The sequence below is a fragment of the Galactobacter valiniphilus genome, from assembly GCF_003575975.1.
Classification (GTDB): domain Bacteria; phylum Actinomycetota; class Actinomycetes; order Actinomycetales; family Micrococcaceae; genus Galactobacter; species Galactobacter valiniphilus.
The window spans coordinates 17,385-40,482 of sequence record NZ_QQXK01000011.1; the positions used below are offsets into that span (position 1 = coordinate 17,385).

Annotated in this window: 20 protein-coding genes; 9 read left to right on the forward strand and 11 right to left on the reverse strand. The window is 72.4% G+C overall.

Features of this window, described 5'->3' with window-relative positions:
• Positions 1-109: 109 nt before the first annotated feature.
• On the forward strand, positions 110-2,404 hold the full coding sequence (locus DWB68_RS06840) for an esterase-like activity of phytase family protein (protein ID WP_119424404.1): 2,295 nt from the start codon (positions 110-112) through the stop codon (positions 2,402-2,404).
• 102 nt (positions 2,405-2,506) lie between these two features.
• Here DWB68_RS06840 and DWB68_RS06845 read toward each other — a convergent pair whose 3' ends face one another.
• Positions 2,507-3,538 carry an endonuclease/exonuclease/phosphatase family protein gene (locus DWB68_RS06845; protein ID WP_119424405.1) on the reverse strand — a complete coding sequence of 344 codons (1,032 nt, stop codon included), beginning with the start codon at positions 3,536-3,538 and terminating at the stop codon, positions 2,507-2,509.
• Between the two features lie 125 nt (positions 3,539-3,663).
• Here DWB68_RS06845 and DWB68_RS06850 point away from each other — a divergent pair, with 125 nt between their 5' ends.
• From DWB68_RS06850 to DWB68_RS06865, 4 genes are all read left to right on the forward strand, one after another.
• A complete protein-coding gene (locus DWB68_RS06850) occupies positions 3,664-5,874 on the forward strand; it encodes a sensor histidine kinase (RefSeq protein ID WP_119424406.1) in 2,211 nt (736 codons plus the stop codon).
• Complete coding sequence (locus tag DWB68_RS06855; protein WP_119424407.1) at positions 5,871-6,524, forward strand: response regulator; 654 nt, start codon at positions 5,871-5,873, stop codon at positions 6,522-6,524. The genes DWB68_RS06850 and DWB68_RS06855 overlap by 4 nt, the downstream gene beginning before the upstream one ends.
• A gap of 132 nt (positions 6,525-6,656) precedes the next feature.
• Positions 6,657-7,838, forward strand: coding sequence for a hypothetical protein (locus DWB68_RS06860; RefSeq protein WP_119424408.1), 1,182 nt, complete (start codon positions 6,657-6,659; stop codon positions 7,836-7,838).
• Positions 7,839-8,007: 169 nt separating this feature from the next.
• Positions 8,008-8,538, forward strand: coding sequence for a GNAT family N-acetyltransferase (locus DWB68_RS06865; protein WP_119424409.1), 531 nt, complete (start codon positions 8,008-8,010; stop codon positions 8,536-8,538).
• A gap of 146 nt (positions 8,539-8,684) precedes the next feature.
• Here the strand turns inward: DWB68_RS06865 and DWB68_RS06870 are convergent, their stop codons facing one another.
• On the reverse strand, positions 8,685-9,617 hold the full coding sequence (locus DWB68_RS06870) for an NADP-dependent oxidoreductase (RefSeq protein ID WP_119424410.1): 933 nt from the start codon (positions 9,615-9,617) through the stop codon (positions 8,685-8,687).
• A 134-nt stretch (positions 9,618-9,751) separates the two neighbouring features.
• Between DWB68_RS06870 and DWB68_RS06875 the strand changes: the two genes are divergently transcribed.
• The 3 genes from DWB68_RS06875 (at position 9,752) to DWB68_RS06885 (ending at position 12,967) form a co-directional block, all read left to right on the forward strand.
• Positions 9,752-10,006: a glutaredoxin family protein gene (locus DWB68_RS06875; RefSeq protein ID WP_119424411.1), complete on the forward strand. Its 255-nt coding sequence runs from the start codon at positions 9,752-9,754 to the stop codon at positions 10,004-10,006.
• A gap of 223 nt (positions 10,007-10,229) precedes the next feature.
• A complete protein-coding gene (locus DWB68_RS06880; protein ID WP_119424412.1) occupies positions 10,230-11,291 on the forward strand; it encodes a D-2-hydroxyacid dehydrogenase family protein in 1,062 nt (353 codons plus the stop codon).
• A 137-nt stretch (positions 11,292-11,428) separates the two neighbouring features.
• The gene (locus DWB68_RS06885; protein WP_119424413.1) at positions 11,429-12,967 is read left to right on the forward strand and encodes an FMN-binding glutamate synthase family protein; all 1,539 of its coding nucleotides are present in this window, start codon (positions 11,429-11,431) and stop codon (positions 12,965-12,967) included.
• A gap of 108 nt (positions 12,968-13,075) precedes the next feature.
• Here DWB68_RS06885 and DWB68_RS06890 read toward each other — a convergent pair whose 3' ends face one another.
• From DWB68_RS06890 to DWB68_RS06920, 7 genes are all read right to left on the reverse strand, one after another.
• Positions 13,076-13,741 (reverse strand): hypothetical protein, encoded by a 666-nt coding sequence (locus DWB68_RS06890; protein ID WP_119424414.1) that lies wholly within the window; start codon positions 13,739-13,741, stop codon positions 13,076-13,078.
• A 177-nt stretch (positions 13,742-13,918) separates the two neighbouring features.
• Positions 13,919-14,293 carry a DUF488 domain-containing protein gene (locus tag DWB68_RS06895; RefSeq protein WP_119424415.1) on the reverse strand — a complete coding sequence of 125 codons (375 nt, stop codon included), beginning with the start codon at positions 14,291-14,293 and terminating at the stop codon, positions 13,919-13,921.
• Positions 14,294-14,438: 145 nt separating this feature from the next.
• Positions 14,439-16,154 carry a dipeptide ABC transporter ATP-binding protein gene (locus DWB68_RS06900; protein ID WP_119424416.1) on the reverse strand — a complete coding sequence of 572 codons (1,716 nt, stop codon included), beginning with the start codon at positions 16,152-16,154 and terminating at the stop codon, positions 14,439-14,441.
• Entirely contained in the window at positions 16,151-17,059 is a 909-nt protein-coding gene (locus DWB68_RS06905; protein ID WP_233548657.1) for an ABC transporter permease, read from the reverse strand. Before DWB68_RS06905 ends, DWB68_RS06900 begins: the two co-directional genes overlap by 4 nt.
• Positions 17,056-18,012 (reverse strand): ABC transporter permease, encoded by a 957-nt coding sequence (locus tag DWB68_RS06910; protein WP_119424417.1) that lies wholly within the window; start codon positions 18,010-18,012, stop codon positions 17,056-17,058. Before DWB68_RS06910 ends, DWB68_RS06905 begins: the two co-directional genes overlap by 4 nt.
• A gap of 25 nt (positions 18,013-18,037) precedes the next feature.
• The gene (locus DWB68_RS06915) at positions 18,038-19,714 is read right to left on the reverse strand and encodes an ABC transporter substrate-binding protein (protein WP_119424418.1); all 1,677 of its coding nucleotides are present in this window, start codon (positions 19,712-19,714) and stop codon (positions 18,038-18,040) included.
• A complete protein-coding gene (locus tag DWB68_RS06920) occupies positions 19,711-21,408 on the reverse strand; it encodes an amidohydrolase (RefSeq protein WP_119424419.1) in 1,698 nt (565 codons plus the stop codon). The genes DWB68_RS06915 and DWB68_RS06920 overlap by 4 nt, the downstream gene beginning before the upstream one ends.
• 166 nt (positions 21,409-21,574) lie before the next feature.
• Here DWB68_RS06920 and DWB68_RS06925 point away from each other — a divergent pair, with 166 nt between their 5' ends.
• Positions 21,575-22,264: a TetR/AcrR family transcriptional regulator gene (locus DWB68_RS06925; protein WP_158588231.1), complete on the forward strand. Its 690-nt coding sequence runs from the start codon at positions 21,575-21,577 to the stop codon at positions 22,262-22,264.
• 3 nt (positions 22,265-22,267) lie between these two features.
• Here DWB68_RS06925 and DWB68_RS06930 read toward each other — a convergent pair whose 3' ends face one another.
• Both DWB68_RS06930 and DWB68_RS06935 read right to left on the reverse strand, forming a co-directional pair.
• Complete coding sequence (locus DWB68_RS06930) at positions 22,268-22,522, reverse strand: hypothetical protein (protein WP_119424421.1); 255 nt, start codon at positions 22,520-22,522, stop codon at positions 22,268-22,270.
• A 95-nt stretch (positions 22,523-22,617) separates the two neighbouring features.
• Positions 22,618-23,034, reverse strand: a complete 417-nt coding sequence (locus DWB68_RS06935; RefSeq protein WP_119424422.1) for a GNAT family N-acetyltransferase — start codon at positions 23,032-23,034, stop codon at positions 22,618-22,620.
• Positions 23,035-23,098: the final 64 nt, after the last annotated feature.

Below are 23,098 nucleotides of genomic sequence, written 5' to 3' on the forward strand. Positions count from 1 at the left end.
GCCCTGGGTGGCATGGCAAGGGCTGGGTTCCACGGACGACGCCGCCGCTTCACCGCGCGTTCACCTCTCGCCCCGGCGGGCGTCACCCTCGCCCACTTGGCTAGAGCGCATGTCATCTCAGCCCCGCGCTTCGGCCCCCACCGCTCCGGCCCTGGTCCCGACCGTCCTGGCCGCCACCCTCGCGCTCGTCCTCCTCCCAGCCCCGCTCGCGGCGGCCGCACCCGCCGCGCCCGCCTCAGCGGGCGCCGTCGTGCCGGTCATCAACGAGGTGGAGTCCAACGGCGACGACACCGATTGGGTGGAGCTCGGCAATCCGGGCGACGCTCCCCTGGACGTCTCCGGGCTGATCCTCACCGACGCCGAGCCGGCCAAGAAGGACCATGCCTACACGCTGCCCGCCGGCAGCGTCATCCCGGCCAAGGGCCTGCTCGTCGTGGACGGCATCCAGGGTGATCGGCCCGGCTTCCCGTTCGGCCTCGGCGGCGAGGACTCCGTGCGGCTCTACTCCGCCGGGAAGGACGTCAAGGCCACGGACGCCTCGCCGCTCGTCGAGTACTCCTGGACCGCCCACGCGACCGTAACCTTCGGCCGCTGCCCCGACCTCGCGGGCGCCTTCGCGACCACGACGCGCTCCACGAAGGGCGCACCCAACGACTGCTCCTCTCCCCTCGTCATCAACGAAATCGTCTCCGATGCCGGCGACCCCGACGACTGGGTGGAGTTCTACAACACGGGGGCCGGCGCGGCCGACCCGAACGGCCTGGTCCTGACAGACGCGGAGCCGGACAAGGCGGGGCACCGCTACACGCTCACGGGCCTTGACCCGATCCCCGCCGGTGGCTTCCTGCGCCTTGACACCGCGCAGTTCGGCTTCGGCCTGGGCAAGGCCGACGCCGTGCGCCTCCTGGGTGCGGACGGCACCGTGGTGGATGAGTACGCATGGCAGGCACACGCCGCCACCTCGTACGGCCGCTGCCCCGACGGTAGCGGCGAGTTTGCGCTCACCGAGCGCGTCACGCCCGGCGCGGCCAATGCGTGTAGCGAGCAGGGCGGGGGCGACGGCGTGAGCGCCTCCCCGTGGCCGGGCGGCGACACGGTCCGCGCGCTGGACACGGCGGACGAGGCCCGCGGCGACTGGAGCGGCATCGACCACGAGCCGGGCGCGGCGGGCGCCCCCGGCGCGCTGTGGGTGGTGCAGAACGGCGACGGCGAGCTCTACCGCCTGGATTCCGCGGACGCCGGCGCGAGCTGGCAGCGCACGCGCGGCTACGAGCTGCGCTATCCCGACGGCGCCGGCACGGTGGATGCCGAGGGCGTCACCGTGACCTCCGGCGGTTCGGCGGCCGGCCTCTACGTTTCAAGCGAGCGCGACAACGACGTCAAGGGCGTGTCCCGCCCGTCGGTGCTGCGCTACGCGCTGCCCGCCGCCGACAGCGGCTCCGCCGCTCGCACGGCCGTGGGCGGCACTCCCGTGCTGAAGGCCGCGGCCGAGTGGAACCTCGCCGCCGACTTCCCCGGGCTCAGAGCCAACTCCGGCCTCGAGGGCATCACGTGGATCCCCGACGCCTGGCTGACCGGCCACTCCTTCCTGGACGAGCGCACGGGCGCCGCCTACCGCCCGGCCAACTATCCGGGGCACGGCGAAGGGCTCTTTGCCGTGGGCGTCGAGGGCACGGGCCAGGTGTACCTCTACGCGCTCATGGACGACGGTGCCTTCGCCCGGATCGCGTCCATCGACTCCGACTTCGACGTGGTCGCGGATCTCCAGTTCGACGCCGAGCGCGAGGCTCTGTGGGTCGCGTGCGACGACGCGTGCAACGGCCGCATCGCCGTGTTCTCGCCGCGCGAGGGCGCGGCGGCATCCCCTGCGGCGGTCGCCGCGGCCACTGCCCGCGTGGCGGCCGCCGCCGCGACGCAGTCCTTCACCCGCACGGCCCTCTACGAGCGCCCCGCCCAGACGCAGAATTTTGGCAACGAGGGCTTCACGCTGGCCGACGCCTCGCAGTGCGTCGACGGCGCCGTCCCCACCTTCTACGTGGACGACAACAACACCGACGGTCATTCGCTGCGCACCGGCACGCTCGCTGCAACCTGCCCCGATCCGGAGACCCCCGTGGGCCCCGAGACGCCAGTGGACCCGGTCGATCCCGAGACCCCGGGCACCGAGGTGCCCGGCACGGATGACGGCGGGGAGAAGGGTTCCACGCCCGACGACGCGACGGACGGCTCCCAGCCCGAGGCCGGCTCCGAGGCGGAGACCGACGACGACATCGCGGCGCAGGCGGGCGGCACCGATACGCTCGCGCGGACGGGCGCGGCGACGACGCCGTGGCTGCTGGCCGCGGGCGGGTTGCTCGCCGCGGGCCTGACCCTCCTGACGCTCGGCTGGCGCCGCCGCGCCTAGCCACAGCACGGCGGCGTGTTGCGCCACGAGCCCCGCGACCCGCGCCCCGGCGCGGGGAGGCACCCACCGGACCCCACGCCGTCGTGCGTGGGGTCCGGTGCGTCATTTCGCGGCGGGGGCGCGCAGGGTGACGGCCAGGCCTCGGTGGTCGGTGCCGGGGAGGTCCACGGTGTCCCACTGCGCTGGGGCGAGCCCACGCACGAAAACGTGGTCGATCTGCGAGAGGGGCAGCGGCCTGTCCGGCCAGGTGGGGCGTGGGATCCAGCCGGCCACGCGGGCCGCGTCGTCGAGCCCCTTCACCGCGGCGCGGAAGCCGGGCATGCCGTGGCCGGCATTGAAGTCGCCCGCCACGAGTAGCGGCAGATCGGTGCGGGCACGCTGGTACTCACCGAGGGCCTGCAGCTCGGAGCGCCAGATCCCGGCGTCCGCCATGGGCGGGAGGGTGTGGACGGCCATGATGCGGAAGGGTCGGTGGCCGGGCAGCTTGACCACGGCCGTGCGCTGCTCGAAGTGGCGCCCACCGTCGGGCCAGGCCGGTTCCTCCTCGGCGAGGAGCCCGGCAGACAGGATGGCCGTGCCATCGGCCCCCTGCTCGGGGAGGTCTCCCGTGCGGTACGGGAGGGCGTCCTTGAAGCCCGGCTGGGCCTCCAGGCGATCGAGCAGGTCCTCCGTGGCCTCCTGCAGCACGAGGACGTCGACCTTCCGCTCCGTGACCTCGGCCGCGAGCGCCCGCGCGTCCACGCCGCCGTAGAGCGCGTTGACGCTGAGGATCCGGACGTCGGGCGCGTCCTTGAGCTGCTCGGCCGCGGCCCGCAGCTCCGGGGTGGCGTCGTGCACGCGCGAGGCGGAGGCAGCGAACCCCACCGCGATGATCAGCAGGACCGCCGCCACGATGCGACGGCAGGCCAGGAACACCACGGCCGCCAGGAGGGCGGCGGCGCAGAGGATCCACACCACGGCCTGCAGGGCGGGAATGAACCAGGCGCCGGGCATGGAGGCGCCCGGCTGGAGGTCGATCTGCGGCAGGTACGCCAGCACGACGGCGGGGAGCCCGGCGAGCGCCCACGAGCCGAGTTTCAGGCGGCGTTTCCGGCGCGGTTCGGTGCTCGGGGTGAGGAACGCGTTGACCGACATGCCCTCCAGGATGCCGCAGGGCCCCGACCGCCCGCGTCCGACCCTGGGCCCATCCTCACTCCTTGGAATGAACTTGGGCGCGGTTCGCTCCCCTTGAAGTGGCGGGGCCGCCTAGCCTGAGCGGCATGGACACCACCGAGACCCTCGAGACCCTGCGGAACGCCGTGCCGGGCACCGGCGCACCAGGCGCCCCGACCCCGCGCCGTGCTCGCCGCGGTTGGACGCTGCAGCGGGTGCTGACCTGGCTGGCTCCCGTGGCAGCTGCGGTGCTGTTCGTGATTGCCTTGGGCACTCCCGCCTACTCCAACGATGTGCTCAGCGGTCTGGTCTGCGCGGCGCTTGCCGCCATAGGGCTCGCCGTGGCCCCGCGCTGGCCCTTACTGGCGCTCGCTCTCTGCCTGGCTTCCGGACTCGTGTGGCTCATCCCCGGCACGGAACCGGCGACCAACACCTACGTATCGACCAGCTACATCACCACCCTCGTGGCCGCCCTGTTGGTCGTGGCGCTGTTGACCCTCCAACGTGAGCCCGAACGGTCTCACCGACGCCTCGTGATCCTGACAGGCGTATCCGTCGTGGTCTTGGCAGCGCTTCAAACGCTGACCGCCACGTTCGGCGCCCAGGCCCGCGCCTTGCGGCTGGGGAGCGGCCCGTTCTGGGTGGGCGGGGGCTCCGTCGAGACGGATGCCGTGCCCGAAGGGTGGGTTACGACTCCGCTCGAGGCGGTGGAAAGCTTCGGAGGCCCCATCTTTGCGGCCTACCTGACCTCGTTCGCGGCCGCCGTGTTGGGCGGCTGGGTCCTCTCACTCGTCCTCGCCTCCCGCACCGGTCGCCTTCAGGAACACCCGTGGATCGGTTCGTCCCGCTTGGCGCGGGGCGTTCGCCGTCCTCGCGTCGCGCTGGCACTTCTCATCGGCACCGCGTGCGCCGTGTACATCGGCGCGGCCGTGGTGCAGAACGGCAATAGCATCGCCTCGGTCGTGTTGACGGGCGGGCTGCTGGCTTTCATGGGGGTCGGAGCCACCCTCGCACCGCTTCGGCCGGTGCTCGGGGCATCGCTGGTCGCCGCCGGTTGTATCGCCACCTCCGCAGCCGGCTTCCTGCGCCCGTGGATCGCCGAGTGGAGCGCGGGTTCCATCGTGATCGCGGCCGCCGCCGCCATTCTTATTGTGCTCCTCGCGCTTCCGTCCGGACGGCGCTGGTGGTGGACGGCCGCCATGCTCGTGGTCCTCGGCGCGGCTCTCTACACCCCGTTCCTGGCCCAGCAGAACCACCTCTCGGCTCGTTCAAACGCCTACTCGGCCGCCATGCAGAACCTTCCGAAGTCGTCCGATCTGCCCGGCTTCCCGGGCGAGGACGAGTGGGCGGCCATGAGCGACGAGGAAGCGACTCGCGTGGAGCAGAAGTACATCGCCATCGATCAAGAGTCTTCCCGGCAGGCGATCACCGTCATGGACGAGAAGGTCCCCGATATCCCCTACGGCGGCCCGACGACAGTCGCCCTCGCCTTCCTCCAGGCTCTACCCCTCTTCCTCCTCCCCGCGGTCCTGGCCTGGGGCCTGAAACTCACCACGAGCGTCGCGTTTGAACGCCGCCGGCTGGCCCAGGCCCGCGCCGAGCTCGAGGCCTCCGAGCAGGACCGCGCCCGCCAGGACGAGCGCCGCGGGATCGCCGGCGACGTCCACGATGTCCTGGCCCACTCGCTCACGGTCATCGTGGCGCAGGGCGAGGGCGCCCTCGTCAGCCAGGGCACCGAGCAGCAGGACGCCGTACGCCGCATGGTCGACGTCGCCCGGGCCTCCCTCCGCGACGTCCGCGCCCTCATCGAGCGCCTCGACGGCGAGGACACCGCGCTCCCCGCCCCCGGCCTCGCCCATCTTCCCGGGCTGATCCAGAACGTGCGCGACGCCGGCCTGTGCCTCGAGACCGAGGAGTTCGGCGAGCGCCTGCCCCTCGGCGACTCGACCGAGCTCGCGCTCTACCGCATCCTCCAGGAGGCCCTCACCAACGTCCTGACGCACGGCGGCCGCGGCGCCACCGCGCGCCTCATCCTCGACTGGCGCGGCGAGGACCCGGGCCTCACGGTCACGCTCGCCTCCACCACGCCGCCGGGCGCGGAACCCCGACCCGGCACGGGCCTGGGCCTGGAGGGCATGCGCACCCGCGCCGCCGTGGCCGGCGGCTGGCTCACGGCGGGGCCCGACGACGCCTCGGCCGGCCCGGGCGGAACGCCCGCCTCCGAGACAGGGCCCGACGGCGCCGCTGACGCCGGCTCCGGCTGGCTCGTCACGGCCCACCTCCCGGCGGTCGCCGAGAGCGCGGTGGTGCTGCGATGACGCCACGCGTGCTCGTCGTCGACGACCAGCCCCTCTTCTCCCAGGGCCTGTCCATGGTGCTCGAGGCCCGCCCGGAGTTCTCCGTGGTGGGCCCGGCGGCCTCAGGTCAGCAGGCGCTCGACCTCGTCGCCGCCGAGCGACCTGACGCGATCCTGCTCGACCTGCGCATGCCGGGCATGAGCGGCCTCGAGGTGCTGGCGCGCCTGCGCGCCGACGGCGACCACACGCCCGTCGTCGTACTGACGACGCTCCGCCACGGGCAGGCGGTCTACGAGGCCATGCACCGCGGCGCCGCCGCGTTCCTGACCAAGGACGCGCCGCCGGCGCTCCTCGTCGACACGCTGGAGCGCGTGCTGGACGGCGACCTCGCCGTGGGCGCCCCCGAGCTGCGAGAAGTCCTGGAGCGGCACGGGGCCGACCTCCCCGTCCCCGAGCACATCCTCCCGGAGCTCACGGAGCGCGAGCGCGCCGTGTTCCTCCTGTGCGCCAAGGGCCTCTCCAACGCCCAGATCGCCGAGTGCGAGTCCGTGAGTCTGGCGACCGTCAAGACCCAGGTCTCGGCCATCCTGCGCAAGCTCGGCCTGAGCTCCCGCGTCCAGCTGGCCGTCTACGCCTACGAGAACCACATCGTCCGCGCGTCGCTCGGCTAAGGTCCCGGCCCCGCGCCCGGCGCGGGCCGCCCGCACTCGGTGACCACGCGGCGTCGGGCAGTGAACGAGGGATTCACCCAGGCTTCCCCGACCCGTCGCCCGCGGCGGCTGGCGCGGTGCCAGGCTCGTGCCATGACCACCACGCGGACCGATGCGGTCACCCTTGACACCCTGCTCGCCGACTTCCCGCTCCCGGCCCTCGAGCCGGGGCAGACGCCCACCCAGGTGTGGGGCTACTTCGAGACCGTGGACGACGACGGCGACGCCACCTGGCACGAGCGCGCCAGCGAGGGCGCCGACCCGTCCACGGTCTACGCCGAGGTCTCCGGCTACCTGGCCGGCCTCGAGGCCGCCGACGTCTGGTTCGACGACGACGAGCTCGTGGGCGACCCGGAGGACGACGACGAGGCCGACGTCCCCGAGTCGCCGCTGGACGAGCGCTTCTCGTCGCTGAGCATCGGCGACTTCGGCGACGAGGAGCTCACTGGCCGCTTTCTCCTGCTGGTCATCAGCACCGACGCCGACGGCGAGCCCGCCCGCGACGTCTACAGCCCCGAGCTCTCCGACGAGGAGGTGCTCGGCCTGCTGCGCCTGGCCCAGCTGCGTCTCACCGAGCAGCTCGCGTGGGACGTGCCGTCCCCGCAGGCCACGGCGCTCTCCGAGGCGCCCGAGCTGGTGCCCCTGACCTCGCTCTTCCCCGGCTGGGAGTTCGAGACCGTGGACGACGTCGCCAACGTCACCGCCGTGTGGGCGCTCATCGAGACGATCGACGACGAGGGCACCGTCACCTGGGTGCAGCGCGAGTCCGACGGCCTGGCCCTGGGCGAGCTGCTCTCCCTCATCGCGGTGCGCGTGACCGGCACCGAGGAGCGCCTGCTCGCCGACTGGGGCCTGAGCGATCTGCTCGCCGCCGAGGAGGAGGCCGGCGGCGCCGACCTCTCAGTGGTGCCGGGCTCGCTCGAGGACGACTCCGATGACCGCGACGACGCCGTGCTGCTCGCCGACGGCGCGTTCGCGGACGCTGAGGACACTGTCGAGGGCTCCGACGAGGACGAACTCGACGACGAGCTGGACGAGTTCGCGCCGCTGGACGACCGCTTCGAGGCCCTCCAGGTCGCGGGGCTCCCCGCCGGCGCCGTGGCCCGCCGCGCGCTGCTCCTGGTCCTGGCCGAGGAGGACGGCGCGAGCCCGCGCTTCGCCCTCTACGGAGCGGCCCCGGAGGAGGAACTGGACTACCCCTACATCGATGACATCGAGGAGCTGGGCCTGCTGCGCTCGCAGGAGCGCCGCCTGCGCCTCGACCTCGCCTGGTAGGCGGATCCCGCGCAGATTCCAGCCCGCGCGCCCGCCGCACCGCCGTTCATCGGTGGGCGGCGGGCGCCCTTGTGCCGCGGCCCGCGGGCGTTGGTAGGGTGCCGAGAACCCACCCTCGCTCCACCGCTGCGACAGCACCGGTGCAGCCGCAGTCACGGAAGGCCCCCGCGTGAGTACCCGCATCCGCATCCTCGACGTCAACGATGCCCTCGACCTCGCCGAGCTCTACCGCGCCAACCGCGTCTTCCTGACGCCCTACGAACCCACGCGCCCCGGCTCCTTCTTCACCGAGCGAGGCCAGCTCGAGCTCGCCGAACGCAAGCTGACGGACTGGCAGGCGGGCCTGTGCGCGCCGTTCGTGATCCTCGGCGAGCGCGAGGAGGTCGTGGGGGCCATCAACATCAACGACATCGTGCGCGGGGCGTTCGAGTCGGCCTCGCTCGGATACTGGGTCGCCCAGGACGCGGGCGGGCGGGGCTTCGCCAAGGAGGCCGTGGCGTCCGCGGCGGCGTTCAGCTTCGAGGTGCTTGGCCTGCATCGGCTCCAGGCCGCGACGCTCCTGGACAACGAGCGTTCCCAGGCCGTGCTGCGCGCGGCGGGCTTCGAGGAGTTTGGGGTGGCGCCGTCCTACCTGCGCATCGACGGCCGGTGGCGCGACCACCGGCTGTTCCAGCTGCTCGCCGCCGAGGAGGCGGCGTGACCACCGGCTGTTCCAGCTGCTCGCCGCCGAGGAGGCGGCGTGACGGGACGGCCCTCGCCTCGGCGCTTCCAGCTCCGGGTGCCTCAGGCGCCGGGCACCCAGGCACCCTCCGCGCCTGACGCGAGTGCCCGACGTCGGGCACTCGCCTAGAGCATGACGACCACCTTGCCGCGAGCGCGGGAGGCGAGGGCCTCCACCCCGTCCTCGATGTCGAAGACCTCGCCCACCCGCACGGCCAGGCGGCCGGCGGCCGCCTCCGCCGCGACTCTCGCGAGGCGCTCGCGCGTGGGCTCCGTGAGCTGCGCCGCCGCGCTGACGCCCGCTGCCTGCGCTTCGTCCGCGTCCGGATGCGAGCTGAGGAAGATCGCGCGCCCTCCCCGGCGCAGGGTGGAGAGCAGGGAGCGCCAGCGCGGCTGGCGCACGTTGGAGGCGTCCAGCAGGGCGTCGAAGTCGCTCGCGCGGCCGTGCCAAGCCTCGTCGTGGTGGTCCAGGACCTCGCTCGCGCCGAGCGAACGCACGTAGTCGGCGTCCTCCGCGCTGGCCGTGGCCACCACCGTGGCGCCGCGGGCCGCAGCGAGCTGGACGGCGAGCGAACCCACCGAACCACCGCCGCCCACCACCAGGAGCGAGTCCCCGTGGGCGAGGTGAAGGGCATCGAGGGCCTGCACGGCGCTCGTCCCGGCCAGGGGAAGGGAGGCTGCCTGCTCGTCCGAGATCTCTTCGGGGAGGGTTGAGGTGAAGCGCGCCGGGGCGAGGGCAAAGGTGGAGAAGCTGCCGGAGCCGCCCACGAGCACACCGGCCTGCCCGAAGACGCGGTCGCCCACGTGCAGCCCCTCCACGTCGGGGCCGAGCCGGACCACGGTGCCGACGAAGTCGCCGCCCGTCACGGCCGGGAGGCTCGCGGTAACGGGGGCGCTCTGAGCGAGGGCACCCGTGGCCACGATCGGGTCGATGGGGTTCACGCTGCCCGCCTCGACGCGCACGAGGAGTTGGCCGGGGCCGGGGGTGGCCTCGCCGGTGTGGTGAGAAAACGCGAACTGATCTTGGTCGGCGAAGCGGACGATCTGGATGGAAGCCACGGTTCCTCCTCGCAGCGGTCTTGGGGGTACCGCCGTCGAAAGGGGACGGAGGGGGGTGCGAGTCCCGTCCAGGCCCCACGCTAAGGGGGCCGGGGGCTAACGACAACTAACGATGGTGTCTAGGCTCTGATGTCATGACCGATGCACAGGTGACCCTCTACGGCGCGGACTGGTGCCGCGACTGCCTTCGTTCCAAGAAGCTCCTCGACAAGCTCGAAGTGCCCTTCAACTACATCGACCTCGTCGCCACCCCCGAGGCCTCCGACGATGCCGAGCGCATCTCGGGGCGCAAGAACATCCCCGTGGTGGTGCTCCCGGACGGCTCGCATCTCGTGGAGCCCTCCGACGAGGAACTGCGGGTGAAGCTCAAGCAGACGGGCGTCATCTGAGGCCTGCTTCGCCGGCGCTTCGGTGCCCCTCGCGGGCCTCGGAACGTTGCGCGATGCGTGACGTCGCGTGAACGCAGAAGGTCCCGACCGCTGGCGGTCGGGACCTTCCCCGTCACTCGTATCCTTGCGTGCCTCCACGGTAGGCGGCGCGCTTGTGCCCGGGCTGTGCGCCGGGCTGTCGATGCACAGCGCCGCAGGCTTCGGGTGGGCGTAGCGTGAGGCCATGCACGACGACGCCTCCTCACCTTCCGCCGAGACCCGGCCTCCCAGCGCAGACCCGTTCGGCGGCACGGCCGCCGGGACAGGCGCCGAGCGCGGCCGCACGGTGAAGCGGCTCGCGATCCTCGACGACTTCCAGGACGCGGCGCTCTCCAGCGCCGACTTCGGCCCGCTGCGCGAGCGCGACGTGGAGCTCACCGTCTTCACCCACTCGCTCGGTGATGATCCCGGCGCCATCGCCGAGGCCCTCGAACCCTTCGACGCCGTCATCGCGATGCGCGAGCGCACGCCCTTCTCGGCGGAGACGCTCGGCCTGCTCCCCCGCCTCCAGCTCATCGTCAACACCGGCCGCGGGGTGCCGCACATCGACCTGGAGGCCGCCCGCGCCCACGGCGTGGCGGTGTACACGACGGGCGGTTCAGCCGCCGGGGCCCCCGAGCTGACCTGGGCGCTCATGCTGGCCGCCCTGCGCCACCTGCCCACCGAGCTCGCCAACGGCGCCGAGGGTCGCTGGCAGACCACCGCGGGCCGGGAGGCCGAGGGCCTGACGCTCGGCGTCGTGGGGCTCGGCCGGATCGGTTCGCGCATGGCCAACTACGGGAACGCGTTTGGCATGAACGTTCTCGCGTGGAGCCCGCGACTGGATGAGGAACGGGCCCGGGCCGCCGGCGCCGGCTTTGCCCCGAGCCTGCTGGAGCTCGCCGAGCGCAGCGACGTCCTCAGCGTGAACCTCAAGCTCGTCCCGGAGACCGCCGGGCTGATCGACGCCGCGGTGCTGCGCGCGCTCGGCCCGCGCGGACTGCTGGTCAACACGGCGCGCGGCCCGCTCGTGGACGAGGCCGCGCTCCTCGCTGCGCTGAACTCCGGCGAGCTGGGCGGCGCGGCCCTTGACGTTTACGACACCGAACCCCTGCCGGCCGACCACCCGCTGCGCAGCGCGAGCAACGCCCTGCTCACCCCGCACATCGGCTTCGTGACCGAGCAGAGCCTCGCGGCGTTCTATGGGCAGGCGGTGGACCGCGTGCTCACCTACCTCGACGGCGGCGACACCGACCGCGTGGCCTGACCCACCTCACAGGCGCCGCCCGGCACCCGGCCCTCCACACGCCGTCGGGCACCCCTTGCCCACGGCCGCGCCTCGCGGCAGGGTAATCCCCAGGCGGCCGTCCCGGCCGCGGCGACGGCGGGGACAAGGCGGGGAGCATGGGGACAAAGACCAAGGCGGCGCTCGGGCTCATGGCGGCGGGTGGCGCGGCGCTCGGCGGGGTGGCCATTCACGATCTGACCCAGAAGAAGCGCGCAGTGCTGCGCAACTTCCCGGTGATCGGGCACGCGCGCTACCTGCTCGAGGGCATCCGGCCCATGATCCAGCAGTACTTCATCGAGCGGGACTGGGACGGGCGGCCCTTCAACAAGACCACGCGCCAAGTCATCGAGGACCGCTCGGAGGGCACCAAGTCCGAGGAGTCCTTCGGCACGCTGCGGGACGTGGGGCGTCCCGGCTACGAGTGGCTGGTGCACTCCATGGCGCCGCTGGAGCCGCCGGAGCTCGAACCGCGCGTCATGGTCGGCGGGCCCGAATGCACCCAGCCGTATTCGATCAGCCTCATGAACGTCTCCGCCATGAGCTTCGGGGCGCTCTCCGCCAACGCCATCCAAGCGCTGAACGAGGGCGCTGCGGCCGGCGGCTTCGCCCACGACACGGGCGAGGGTGGCCTCTCCGACCACCACCGCCACGGCGGCGACCTGATCTGGGAGATCGGCACCGGCTACTTCGGCGCGCGCACTGCCGACGGGCACTTCGATCCAGAGAAGTTCAGGGCCAAGGCCGCCGACCCTCAGGTCAAGATGGTCTCGCTCAAGCTCAGCCAGGGCGCCAAACCGGGCCTCGGCGGTGTGCTTCCCGGCGCCAAGGTCACGGCGGAGATCGCGCGCATCCGCGACGTCCCCGAGGGCCAGAACTGCATCTCCCCGGCCCAGCACTCGGTCTTCGACACCCCGCGCGAGCTCATCGAGTTCATCCGGGACATGCGCGTGCTGGCGGGCGGCAAGCCCACGGGCTTCAAGCTCTGCGTGACCTCCAAGCGGGACGTCCTGGCGATCTGCAAGGCCATGCTCGAGGTCGGTTCGGCCCCGGACTTCATCATCATCGACGGCTCCGAGGGCGGCACCGGTGCCGCGCCCTCCGAGTTCGAGGACCACGTCGGCATGCCCCTCACCCAGGGCCTCATGCTCTTCCACAACGCGCTCGTGGGCGCCGGACTGCGGGACAGGATCAAGCTCGGGGCCTCCGGCAAGGTCGCCGAGGGCAACGACATCGTGAAACGCCTCATCCAGGGCGCCGACTTCACCAACTCGGCCCGCGCCATGATGATGGCGCTGGGCTGCATCCAGTCGCTCAAGTGCTCAACCGACACGTGTCCCGCGGGCGTTGCCACGCAAGATCCCCGGCGCCAGAAGGCCCTCGACGTGCCAAGCAAGGCGCAGCGCGTCACGCGCTACCACCGGGCCACGGTGGACCAGGCGCTGCGGCTGATCGCCTCCATGGGTGTGCGCTCGGCCGCGGACCTCACCCCGGAGATGCTGCGCCGCAACATCGAGGTGGACTCCAACGCCTCCTACGCCGAGCTCTACCGCTGGCTCAAGCCGGGCGAGCTGCTCACCGAGCCGCCCGAGGGCTGGGAGCGCGACTGGCGCAAGGCGAGCCCCGACCACTTCGGATTCAAGGGGGCGCTGCACTAGCCGCTCGGGATCCAGCGCCCGACGTCGCGGAGCCGGGTGGCGCCCGACGCCGCACGCTCGGGATCCAGGGCCCGACGTCACGCGGCCGGGTGGGGCGGTTCGGTCGCCTCAGGCGGCGAGCGCCCCCGCCAGGGCATCGAGCCAGGCGCCCCAGGCGTTCCTCCACTCCTCGCCGGCCGCGGAGGAGGGCAGCTTCTCGTGTGAGACGTTGATCTTGAGCCGGCCCTTGGCCTCGTCCACCGTCAATCCCACGGTGCCCAGCGCCTCACCCTCGGCCCCGCTGAGCGCCACCTTGAGCTGCTTCGCCTCTGGCTTGGAGCGCAGCACGGATGCAAGGCCCGGGAGCAGGGCTGCCCTGGCGTCGTCGGACACCCACCAGGCCCGCAGCGCCTCGCGGTTCCCCTCCAGGGTCTTGTTCTTCTGGACCGTGAACGTGCCGTCCGCCATCTGGCCAGGCAGCCGCAGGCCCACGAGCCGTTCGTAGCTCACCGTGACGCCCTGGGCCCACCATCCGTTGACCTCGAAGTTCTCGTGCACCCAGGCGGCGATCGCCGCGTGGCCCGCCTGCCGCCCCGGACCCGCGTCGATCAACCCGACCCATTCGACCCAGTCGTGGCCCGTGTTCTCGCGGATCACCTCGTCGCTGAACTCCGGCTTGCCTGCGCCCGTCTCTGCGTCCGCAAACGTCGTCGAGGCCCGGGCTGCCGCGGCGAAGGCATCGGCCAACGGCGCCATCGCCGTGCGGAGGGCTACTGGATCGGGGGTCTCACTCATGCGGGGCTCCTGCCAGGGTCATGGCGGTGCCATGACCGCCGTGGGGAGCCGAGCCTATCCGGCGCCGCGTCCATCCGGCAGGCCTGAAGCGTGCCGGGAGCGGCCCGGCGCGGGTGCCGGGCCGTCAGGCCGGTGATCAGCGGTCCACGCGGTAGGCGCCGGGGCAGCGACTCCGCGCTAGCCGCCCAGCAGGTAGTCCCGTAGCACCACCGCGTGATTGTGCTGCGGGTCCTTGGCGGCAAACACGAGGGTGACCGGCCCGGCGGCCGTCAACGCCCGCAACCGACCCAGGGCCTCGGCCTTGGCGCCGGTCCCGGCCGCGTCGGCTGCGGAGAGCTCCGCGTGGTACTGGTCCGCGAAGGCCTCCCAGGACTCCGCGCTCGCCGCGTGCCACGCCCGGCGCAGCTCCGGTGAGGGCGCCACGTCACGCAACCACACGGCGTCGAGCACCTCCTTCTTGACGCCCCGCGGCCAGAGCCGGTCCACGAGGACGCGGGCGCCGTCCTCGGGTGCGGGGGCGTCGTAGGCGCGCTTCAGCAGGTACTCGCTCATGCGCGCCACCCTATGCCCTGGAGCTTTGCCCCTGCTCGTTGCGCTTTGCCCCGGGTATTCCCCGGGGCAAAGCGCAACGAGCAGGGGCAAACCCGGGAGAGAAGGCCAAGCCATGGAAGCCCCCTCCCCCCACTCCCGGCCAGGCTCAGCCCGCCAGGCGCCAGCCTGCGTCGGGGCGCGGGACCGAGTCGAGCAGCAGCCGTGTGTACTCGTGCGCCGGGTGATCGAGCAAGGCGGCGGTGGGGCCGGCCTCCACGATCTCGCCACGGCGCAGCACCAACGTCTCGTCGCACACGCGCCGCACCACGCCCAGGTCGTGGCTGATGAACAGCACAGTCAGCCCGCGCTCGGCGCGCAGCTCGGTCACGAGCTGGAGCACCTGCGCCTGCACCGACACGTCGAGCGCGGAGGTCGCCTCGTCCATGACGAGCAGCTCGGGCTGCACGGCCAGGGCCCTGGCCATGGCCACGCGCTGGCGCTGACCGCCGGAGAGCGTGCGCGGCAGCGCCTGCTGCTGCTCGGCCGTGAGTCCCACGCGGTCCAGCAGCTCCTTCGCCACGGCCGCCGCATCGCGTCCGTCCGCGTGCAGCGCCGCGGCGTCGCGGACGGCCCGGATGACGGGGATGCGCGGGTCCAGCGAGAGATACGGATCCTGGAACACCATCTGCACGCTGCGAGCGTGGGCGAGGCGCGCCTCGCGCCCACGCGGCGTGCCGGTGCGGTCCTTGCCCGCCACCGTGATGGTGCCGGCGTCCGGCGTCTCCAGGCCCACGACCATGCGGGCCAGCGTCGACTTGCCGGACCCCGACTCGCCGACCACGCCCAACGCGGAGCCGCGCGGGATCACGAAGCTCGCGTCCGCCACGGCGGTCACGGGATCCTTGCCGCGCACGGCATACGTCCGGCGGACGCCTTCCACGCGCAGCAAGGGCTCGACGACGCCGTCCCCGGCCAGGGTGCCCCGGCCCGCCTCGGGCGCGCCCGCCTGGGAGGCGGCGGGCGCCGCCTCGTGGCGCCCGCCAGCGGAAGCCGACCCCGCGCCGTCGGGCAATGAAGCGCCCGAAACCACCGACGGCACCGCGTCATCCAGGTGCAGCGACGGCGTCGCTGCCACGAGGCGCTGCGTGTACTCGGCCGTGGGGTGGGCCAGGACCGCCGCCATGTCGCCGCGCTCCTGGACCCGCCCGCCGGCCAGGACCACCACGTCGTCGCACAGCGCGCCGGCGAGGCCCAGGTCGTGGGTGATGAAGAGCATGCCCATGCCGCGTTCGTCGCGCAGCGTGGCCAACAGCCGCACGATCTCCGCCTGCGTGGTGACGTCCAGCGCCGTGGTGGGCTCGTCGCAGACCAACAACCGCGGGTTGCCCATGAGCGCCCCGGCGATCATGATGCGCTGCAGCTGTCCACCGGAGAGTTCGTGCGGGTACTGGTGGAAGTGCTTCTCGGGACGCGGGAGCCGCACGGCCTCCATGAGCTCCATGGCGCGCTTGCGGGCCGCCTCGCCGGAGACGCCCTCGCCCAGGCGCAGGGCCTCGGTGAGGTGATCGCCGAGGGTGCGCACGGGGTTGATGCCGGCGCGCGGGTCCTGGAAGACCATGGCCACATCGCTGAGACGCAGGGCGCGCAGCGCCGAGCCGGACAGGCCCAGCACCTCGGTGCCGTCCACCTTGACCGAACCGCCCAGCTTCGCCTTCTCCGGGAAGAGGCCGAGCGCCGTGCGGGCCGTGAGGGACTTGCCGGACCCCGACTCCCCCACGAGGCCCACGGTGCGCCCGGGCTCCACCGTGAGGTCGATGCCGTGCAGCAGGCGCTTGCCGCCGGGCAGGTCCAGGGTCAGCTGCGAGATCTCGAGCAGGCTCATGCCTTGTTCCCTCCGATGCGCTCGGCGAACTCCTCGCCGAGGATGTTGACGGCCACCACCACGAGCACCACGGCCACGGCCGGGATGATCGCCGGAAGGTAATGCCCGGACAGCAGGCCCACCTGGGCCTCGTTGATCATGGAGCCCCAATCGGACTGCGGCGCCTGGACGCCGAGGCCGAGGAAGGACAGGCCCGCGAGCTCGGCCAGCACGTAGCCGAAGTTCAGGGTCGACTGCGCGCCGACCACGGGCGTGACGTTGGGAAGCACGCGGTTCAGGGCGATCCAGCCGCCGCCGAAGCCCTGCACGCGGTAAGCACTGACGTAGGCGCGCTGCTTCTCCGCGAGCACGAGCTGGCGGGTCAGACGGGCCACGATGGGCGCGTAGGCGATGGCCATGGCGATGACCGGGGCCACGAGGCCCTTGCCGAAGAGCGCCACGGCGAGGATCGCCAGGAGTAGCGCCGGGAAGGCGAAGAGCAGGTCGAAGAGGCGGGCCAGGACCGCGTCAACCCAGCCCCCGCGCCACGCGGCGAGGAGGCCGAGTAGCATGCCGAGGATCGAGGAGCCGATCACGACCAGCAGGGGCCCGAGCAGCGCCGTGCGGGCGCCGTGCATCATGCGCGAGAGCATGTCGCGGCCCAGCGAGTCGGTGCCCAGCCAGTGCGCCGCGCTCGGCGAGGCGTACTGGTTCATGAGGTCGATCCGGTCGGGATCGTACGGGGCGAGCCACGGCGCCAGGACCGCGCAGAGCACGGCCACCACCAGCACCACGGCGGCGATCCACACGAGCACCGTTCCCCGCATCCAGCGCGGGGTCTTCCAGCGCACGCGCGGCGCCGGCCGGTGCGGCGTGGGCTCATCGGAGCTTGGCTCCGGGACGTTTGAAATCACGGGGGCGGTCATCGGGCACCAGCTCCTGCCACGGTCCGGGGATCAACTAGGGGCTGGAGCAGGTCGACCACGGCGTTCACGGCCACGAAGACCGCCACGACCAGCAGCACGATCGCCTGCACCACGGGGAAGTCCAGCCGGTCCACCGAGTGCACCAGGAGGGAGCCGAGGCCGGAGAGGCCGAACGCCGACTCGATGATGGAGCTGGAGACCAGCAGGCCGGCCACGAGCATGCCGGAGACCGTGAGGATGGGGCCCACGGCGTTGCGCAACACGTGGCGGCGGACGACGGCGGCCTGGGTTAGGCCGCGCGAGGTCGCCACCTCCACGTGCTCCCGCCCGAGCTGCTCCACCATGGCGGAGCGGGTCACCTTGCCGATGAGCACCACGTACACGAGGGCCAGTGCGGCGGAGGGCAGGATGAGGTGGCGGATGGTGTCCCAGAAGCCCTCGCCTGAGCCGAAGGACGGGAACCAGCCCAGCTGCACCGCAAACAGGGCGATGAAGCCCACAGCGGCGACGAAGGACGGGATGGCGCCGAAGGCCGTGAGCGTCACGACGACGGTGCGATCAACCCAGGTGCCGCGCTTGACCGCGGCGAGGATGCCGGCGGCGAGGCCGAAGACCGTGATGAGCAGGCCGGCGATGATCACGAGGCCAAGCGTCACGGGCAGGCGGTCGAGCAGCACCTCGGAGACCGACTGGCGGTACTGCATGGAGCGGCCGAAGTCGCCAGTGAAGATCCCTCCGATCCACTTGAGGTACTGCTCCCACGGGGAGAGGTTCAGGCCGTACTGCTCGGTGACCGCCGCGATGGCCTCCGGGCTGGGCTTGCGCCCGCGCAGCAGGAAGGAGAGCGGGTCTCCCGGCACCAGGAAGCGCGAGAAGAAGACCAGCAGGGACGCCAGGAAGAGCGTCAGGACGAGGCCGGCGAGCTTTCCGCCGACGGAACGCACGATGTTCACGAGGGATTCCTCCTCAGGTGCCGGCTCAGCGCGCGCCCAGGGCCGCGGCCCAGGGTGCGTACATGAAGTTGATGGACGGGGAGAGACCGGTCAGGCGGTCGGAGAGGTAGGCCGTGGTCGGCGGCGCGAAGAGCGGAATCCACGGCAGCTGCTCGTTGGCGATCTTCTGGGCCTTGGCCGTCAGGGCGGCGCGCTGCGTGGCGTCCATCGTGGCGGTGGCCTGGTTGACGACCCTGTTGAACTCGGGATCGTCCCAGCCGCCGTAGTTTGAAAACTCGCCGGTGCGCAGGACGCCGTACATCTCGAGGGCGTCCGGGCTGGAGAGGTACCAGGAGGTGTAGAAGAGGTCCACGCCCTCGCGGGCGCTCGGATCGGAGAACAGCGTGGTGTAGGCGTTCGGCGTGACCGTCTTGATCGTTGCCTTGAGGCCGATCTGGTTCAGCGCGTCGGCCGTGGCCTGCGCCGTGACCGTGAAGTCGTTGGAGATGGGTGCCGTCGCGATGACGACCTCCTGCCCCTCGACCCCTGCCTCCTTGATGAGGGCCTTGGCCTTCTCGAGATCGCGCGGGTAGCCGTTCAGGCCCGTGAAGGCCGCGTCCACCGAGGCGCTCGGGACGCCCTGCCACACGCTGCGGGTCGTCAGCGCGTCGGTCACCTCGCCGTAGCCGCCGTAGCCGGCGCCCAGGATGCCGGCGCGGTCCAGGGCGTAGGCCAGGGCCTGGCGCACCTTGAGGTCGCCGAACGGTCCCTTGAGGTCGGAAACCACGAGCGAGTTCACGGTGGCGTTGGTGCCGAAGAAGACGTCGCCGCCCGAGCCGGCACGCAGGATCGGCACGGCCTCCGGCGGCACCATCCACGTGCCGTCCACCTCGCCGGCCTTGAGCGCGTTGGTGCGCGCCGTGCCGTCCGGCATGAAGACGAAGTCCAGCTCGGAGCTGTGGGCGCGACCCTCCTTGCGCCAGTAGCCGTCGTAGCGCGTGAGCTTGATCGACTCACCGGAGGTCCACTTCGAGAACTGGAACGGGCCGGTGCAGTTCACGCCACCCGTGGAGTTGCCGTAGTCCTTGCCCTTCTCCTCGAGCGTCTTGGCCGACTCGATGACGCCGGAGGAGTTGCCCATGGCCAGGTTGAACTGGCTGTCTGGCACGCGCGTGGTCACGGTGACCTGGCGCGGGCCGGTCTTCTCGATCGAGTCCACGTTCTGGTACACGGAGTACCAGAAGGAGCCCACCTCGGGGTCGAGGTGGCGGCTCAGCGAGGCCACCACGTCGTCCGCCGTGAGGGGCGAGCCGTCGTGGAACGTCACGCCGTCGCGGATCTCGTAGACCCACGTGGTGGGGGTCGGATTGGAGAACGACGTCGCGAGGCCGGGTTCCAGCGAGAGGTCCGGCTTCATGCGCAGCAGGGACTCGCACACGTTCGCCAGGACCATGTTGTCCGGGTAGTCGAAGGCGTAGGCGTAGTCGAGGCTGTAGGGCTCGGCGTGCACGGCCCAGGTGATCTGGTCGACGTCGGACACGGCCGCCGGCTGGGCCGGCGTCAGTTCCCACTCGGAGATGGCTCCGGCGGGCGGGCCGCACGCGCCCAGGGCGAGGGTCGCAGCGCTCAGCGCCGCGATCGCCAGGGCCCGACGGCGCGCCGAGCCTCCAGCGCTCAGGTGGGCCCGGGTGCCGGCCCGGCCGCGCGCCTGGGGGCGGCTCATGTCGCACCGTCAGCGGTGGTGACGGCCGCGCCGGAGGCCGCCTCGGCGGCGTCGTACACGCACTCCCCCTGGATCCAGGTGGAGGCGACGCGCGCGGTGTGCAGCTCCTCGGCGGGCAGAGCGAAGGGGTTCGGCGAGATGACCGCGAGGTCGGCGAGGTAGCCCGCGGCGAGACTGCCGGTCTCGTCGTCGCGGTGGTTGATCCACGCGCTGCCGGAGGTGTAGGCCGCCATGAACTCGGCGACCGTGAGGCGCTGGGCCTCGCCGCCGAGCGGGGTGTCCTCGCGACCCGGGGCCGTGCGGTTCACGGCGATGTGCAGGGCCTGCAGCGGATCGGCCGTGGAGACGGGCCAGTCGGAGCCGGCCACGAGGCGGGCGCCGCGGTCGCGCAGCTCGCCGAAGGGGTAGTGGCGGGCCTCGGCGCCGTCGCGCAGGAACGGGAGGGTCAGCACGTCGAGCTGCTCCTCGTGGCAGGCCCACAGGGCCTGGATGTTCGCGGCGGCACCCAGCTCGGCGAAGCGGGCCGAGTCCGCCTCGTCCACCATCTGCAGGTGGGCCAGGTGATGGCGGTTGGCGCTGGGGCCGTTGGCGGCGCGGGCCGCCTCGAGCGCGTCGAGCGACTCGCGCACCGCGCGGTCGCCGAGGGCGTGGAAGTGGACCTGGAACCCGGCCGCGTCCAGGGCCGTGACGGCCTCCTTCAGCAGCGCCGACTCCACGAAGGTGAGGCCGGCGTTCTGGGTCGCGTGGCCGGAGTGGTCGTGGTACGGCGTGAGCATGGCCGCGGTGTGGTTCTCGGCGACGCCGTCCACCATGATCTTGACCGTGCCCGGAACGTAGTTCGGGGCGTGCTGCGCGGCCGATGCGCGGCGCGCGATCATCTCCTCCACCTGCTCCATGCCGCGGTCGCGCTCCCACCAGAGGGCTCCGCGCACGTGCACCTTGAGGCTGCCCTCGGCGGCGGCGCGGCGGTAGATCGCGTCGATGTCGGAGATGCCGGACATGCCGACGCCCACCCAGGCGTCCTGCCAGCCGGTGATGCCCTGGGCCAGGAGCGCCTCCTGGGCGGCGTGCAGGCCGGCGAGCGCGAAGTCGTCGCTGATGCCGGGGCGGACGCCGGGGAACAGGTGCTCGGCGCCCTCGTGGAAGGTGCCGGCCGGGAAGCCGCCCGCCTCGCGCTCGATCCGGCCGTCCGCCGGGTCCTGCGTGGAGGCATCGACGCCGGCGCGGCGCATGGCCTCGGTGCTGGCCCATGCGCCGTGATGGTCGCGGTTGGTCAGGATGACGGGGCGCTCGCCCAGCAGCTCGTCCAGCAGCTGGCGCGTGGGCGTGCCACCGGGGAAGTGCTCCATGGACCAGCCGCCGCCCAAGATCCACTCGCGCTCGGGGTAGGCCCGCGCGTAGGCGGCGATGAGCTCGAGGGTCTCCTCGGCGGACCCCGCCCCGGAGAGATCGCACTGGAGCATCTCCACGCCGGCGCCCATGGGGTGCATGTGGGCGTCCTGGAAGGCCGGGGAGAGGAGGGCGCCCTGGAGGTCAACCACGCGGGTGTCGGGGCCGGCGTGCTCCTGGGCCTCGGCGGCGGGGACGAGGCCGGTGATGCGACCGCCGCTCACCAGCACTGCGGTGTCGTTCAGCGGCTCGCCGGTGCCCGTAAAGACGGGTCCGCCGGTCAGGATCAGCTCTGCGTGGGGCATGCGCACTTCCTCGGGTGGGTGTTGCGCCGGGAGGGCGCGAGGGAGGGGTTCGTGCGTCGACGCTAATGTGAGGGGCGTCACCGTGTCAACGGCATTGACTACATTGATGACAATGCCGAGGGTCGCCCCTCCTCGTGGCACGATGAGGGCAAAGAAAGTGGGGACCATGAGCACGACGGCACCGGCCAAGCGCGGCCGCCTGGACCGCGAGACCATCATCGCGGCGGCCTTGGAGATCACCGCGCGCGACGGGGTGAAGGCCCTCTCCGTGCGCGAGCTGGGTCAGCTCCTGGGTGCCGATCCCACCGCGATCTACCGGCACGTGCGTAACAAGGACGAGCTCGTCCTAGCGATGCTCGATCGCCTCGAATCCCGCGCGGTGGAGAGCGTCGACGCCCCCGAGGCCGAGTGGGAGGCGCGCCTGCGCCAGCTCGGCGAGGCCACGGTGCAGCTCTTCTCCGCCCACCCAGCCGTGGGCGTCGAGGCCATCGTCGCCACGACCCACGGCCCCGGCGAGCGCGCGGCCGTGGAGCTGATCCTGCGCGCCTTCCAGGAGGCCGGCCTGGACGACGCGGGCGTGGTGCGCCACTACTCGCTCTTCGCCCAGCACATGATGGCCTGCTCGGCCGGCATGGCGCGTTCCATCACCGAAAACGGCGGCACGGGTCGGCTCGGCCCGTGGTTCGACACGGTTCCCACCGCGGATCCAGCGGTGCATCCGCTCCTGGCCCGCTACGCCGTCCAGCTCGGCGAGCTGCAGGACCTCGAGCTCTTCCGCAGCGGCCTCAAGCTCATCACGGAGTCGGCCAAGCGCGAGGGCCTCGAGCGCGCGCAGCAACTCGCGGCCGGGGCGTAGGGGCTACTCGCCCCGCTGCTCGTCGGCGGCGCTCGCTTCGCCGGTGCTCGCCGCGGCCCTGCGCCGCGCGCGCAGCCACAGCACGAGGGTCCAGATGCCCACGCCCACGGGCGGGACGAAGGTCAGTATGAGCTCGAAGGCCGAGCTCGGCGGGCGCCCGGCGCCGTAGACCGTGGCGATGGAGCCCACGAACATCACGAGGGTGATCACGCCGATGATCTGCCACAACGGCACGCGGGGAACGTTCTGAAAAGCCACGCCCCGAGCCTACCGGAGCGGGGCCAGACGGCCGCGGCGCGGCCGCCGGTGCGCTCGGCACGGTGTGGCCAGCGGGACAACGCCCGACGGCGCGGCTACAGGTAGCGCACGAAGGCCCGGCCGGGGCGGGGCAGCTCGTGCACCTCGGTGAGCCCGTTGCTCTCGTAGAACGCCCGCTGGGCCGGCTCGTCGTCCGTCATGAGCAACAGCTGACGGATGCCGGTGCTGTCCTCGTGGATCGCGTCCAGCAGCAGGGAGCCGAGCCCCTCGCGCTGGCAGTCTGGGTGGACCAGGAGGTCCTGCACCAAGGTGACCGAGGCGCCGTCGGACAGCGTCCTGGCCAGCGCCACGAGGCGCCGCCCGTCCCGCACGGTGTAGACGCGTGTGGAGCCGGCGAGCGCCGCCTGCAGCGCCTGGGGGTCGCGCGTGTAGGCGCTCCAGCCGACCGCGTCGTAGAGCTCGACGCACTCATCCAGGCGCGGGACCTCGCCCGCGCCGACGCTCCACGCCATGTTCGCCTCCTTGGGGCCGCTGCGCGCCGCCCTTTCAGGGGGTGAGCGGGCTGCGTCGGCCGTT